Consider the following 2,839-nt stretch of genomic DNA (forward strand, 5'->3'; position numbering starts at 1 on the left):
AGGTGGAAGCAACGCTGCTGGCGACGGCGCCCCGGCTGACCCGCCACCCAGCTACGCGCCGCCGCCCGCAAGGCGGTGCTGGCGGCCGATCCGGCCGACGCGGAGGAGCGGCACCAGACGGCGCGGGCCGGCCGGTTCGTCTCCCCGCCCTGCCCCGAACCCGACGGCATGGCCTCCCTGCTGATCCGGCTACCCGCCGAGGACGCCGCCGCCCTCTACACCGCCGTCGACGCCGCCGCCCGCCACCTCCATCAAGACAGCAGCGGCAGCGGGGACGAGCGGACGTTGGATCAGCTGCGGGCGGATGTGCTGGCCGGGTTGGGCTGGTCCGCGTTGATGTCCGGGCATTTGGGCTGCTGCCGGGACGACTGCAACCACCTCGGGCTACGGCTAGGCACCCGCCGGGGCAGGCCGGTGGCGGTGAACGTGACCGTCGCGTATTCGACGCTGATCGGCGTCGACGACCAGCCCGCCCACCTCGAAGGCTACGGCCCGATCACCGCCGCCGTGGCCCGCCGCATCGCCGCCGACGGCACCTGGCGCCGGCTGCTCACCGACCCCGCCACCGGAGCCGTCCTCGACGTCGGCCGCCAGCGGTATCTGCCGCCGGCGGATCTGGCCGAGCACGTCATCGTCCGCGACCAGACCTGCCGCTTCCCCACCTGCGGCCGGTCGGCCGAGGGCTGCGATCTGGACCACACCATCCCCTGGGAGCACGGCGGTGTCACCGCCGCTCGCAATCTGGGGCCGCTGCACCGGGGTCACCACAACGACAAAACCCACCACGGCTGGAGGCTGCACCAGCCCGAACCCGGCCGATTCGTCTGGACCGCACCCACCGGACACCGGTATCAGGTCGACCCCGAGATCGTCGGACTCCTCCCCCAACCCCCACCGGAAGACCCACCAGCCCGCCCGACACCAGCCGACCCCGACCCACCACCATTCTGAACAGCGGCCGTAGTCACAGGTCGTGGAAGGGTTGCGCGAAGCGGAACTCGCCGGCGATCGCCGGGGAGTACGACGTCAGAAGGCGCACCTGGAAGTTGGGCCCCCATGAGGCGACCGGTGGGGTGATCCCGTACTCCTGTCCCGGTCGGAAGCCGAACCTCGGGTAATAGTCGGCGTGGCCGACCAGGGCGACCAGCGGCTCGTCCAGCGCGTCCGCAGCACCCAGCACGGCGTGCATGAGCGCGCCGCCGATTCCACGACGCTGGCGATCGGCTCGTACACCCACCGGCCCGAGCGCGAGAACAGCCGCGGGCCCGACCTGTGCTCGGGTGCAGACGACGTGGCCGTCGGCGGTCCCGTCCGGGCCGACGGCGACCAGGGAGAGCTCCGGCAGCCAAGCATCACCACCGCGCAGCGCGTCGACCAGGTCGACCTCGACCGGTGGCCGCTCCGGATGCGCGGGATCGGCGAACGCCGACGCGTGGACGGTTCGGATCCCCTCGACGTCGGCCGGAACCTCGCGCCGCACCAGCACGCCGCAACCCTACGATGACCGCGTGACCGTCACCGACACCGCGGCGACCGGCCGGCCGCCCCGGCCGCGGCCATGGGACCGGCTCCCGGTGCCGTCCGAACGGACGCTGCGCCGACTGGCGGTCGCGTCGCTGGTGTATCAGCTGGGGATCGTCGTCACCGGCGGGGCGGTACGGCTGACCGGTTCGGGCATGGGGTGCCCCACGGTTCCGCGGTGTACGGACGAGTCACTGGTGGCCACACCGGAGCTCGGTATCCACGGCCTCATCGAGTTCGGCAACCGCCTGCTCACCTTCGTGCTCGCCGCCATAGCCGCACTGACGTTGATCGCCGTCCTCAGAACCCTCGGCTCCGAACGGCCCCGACGCGACCTGATCGTCCCCGCGGTAGCCCTGGTCGTCGGCATCCCCGCGCAGGCGCTGATCGGCATGGTCACGGTGTGGACCCATCTGAACCCGTGGATCGTCACGCTCCACTTCATGTGCTCAGCCGTCCTGGTGGCCGTGGCCACCGTGCTCGTCCGCCGGGCCCAGCGGCCGCTGGGTGCGCGCCCGGACGAAGTCGGCTCGCCATGGCTGGCTCGCCTCGCCGGAGTGACGCTCGCTGCCGCGGCGGTCGTCGTCTACCTGGGCACGGTCGTCACGGGAACGGGGCCGCACGCCGGCGACGAGGACGCGCGGCGGACCGGCCTCGACCTGGAGTCGATGGCACAACTGCACACAGATGCCGTATGCGTGCTGATCGGCCTGTCAGTCGGCCTCTACTTCGCTGGCCGGGCGCTGGGTTCGCCGGGCAGGTCGGCGCAGGCGGCAGCAGTTCTGGTGGCGGTCGAACTGGGGCAGGGACTCGTGGGCCTCGTCCAGTACGCCCTCGACCTGCCGGTTCTGCTGGTGGGCCTGCACATGCTCGGGGCGGTGCTGCTGGTGGCCGCTGTCGTGGACGCCTGGCTGGCCGCTCGGTGGATGCCCAGCTGAGGCCGTCTCACCACGATCGCGCCATGGCCGTCCAGAGGTCGTCGTCGACGCGTACCCGTTGTCCCGTCGTCGGGTCGGCGGGATCGTTCAGGTCGACCCGGGCGAGTTGGGCTATCTGCGCCGCCTCGGCGGCGGAGACCATGGTGTCTGCCCAGCGACCGTCGGGAGCCACGACGAACATCCGCACGCCGGACTCGCCGACGGGCGTGGCGTAGCCTCCCACCGGTTCTCCCGGCCCCACCCCGTGTGCGCGGGCGAACGAGCGCAGGCGCCGCGCCGTGGAGACCACTCGGGCCGGCAGTTCCCGCTCCGGTGGCGGGCGGAGCAGCGCAGCCCCGCACAGGACGAGAGCGAGTGCGAAGGCGGCCGCCGCCCATGGC

The 2,839-nt window shown here is 72.5% G+C and carries 3 protein-coding genes and 1 pseudogene; 2 read left to right on the plus strand and 2 right to left on the minus strand.

Going from position 1 to position 2,839, the window contains the following annotated elements; translation table 11 throughout:
* Positions 1 to 57: 57 nt before the first annotated feature.
* Positions 58 to 951, plus strand: a pseudogene (locus VF468_26095) (DUF222 domain-containing protein).
* Positions 952 to 964: 13 nt separating this feature from the next.
* Here the strand turns inward: VF468_26095 and VF468_26100 are convergent.
* On the minus strand, positions 965 to 1,486 hold the full coding sequence (locus VF468_26100) for an N-acetyltransferase (protein ID HEX5881759.1): 522 nt from the start codon (positions 1,484 to 1,486) through the stop codon (positions 965 to 967).
* A gap of 22 nt (positions 1,487 to 1,508) precedes the next feature.
* On the opposite strand from VF468_26100, the gene VF468_26105 reads away from it, so the two are divergent.
* A complete protein-coding gene (locus tag VF468_26105) occupies positions 1,509 to 2,459 on the plus strand; it encodes a COX15/CtaA family protein (GenBank protein HEX5881760.1) in 951 nt (316 codons plus the stop codon).
* A gap of 7 nt (positions 2,460 to 2,466) precedes the next feature.
* Here the strand turns inward: VF468_26105 and VF468_26110 are convergent.
* On the minus strand, positions 2,467 to 2,839 hold a 373-nt coding region (locus tag VF468_26110; GenBank protein ID HEX5881761.1), incomplete at its 5' end, for a hypothetical protein.

The sequence above is a fragment of the Actinomycetota bacterium genome (assembly GCA_036280995.1).
Lineage (GTDB): Bacteria > Actinomycetota > CALGFH01 > CALGFH01 > CALGFH01 > CALGFH01.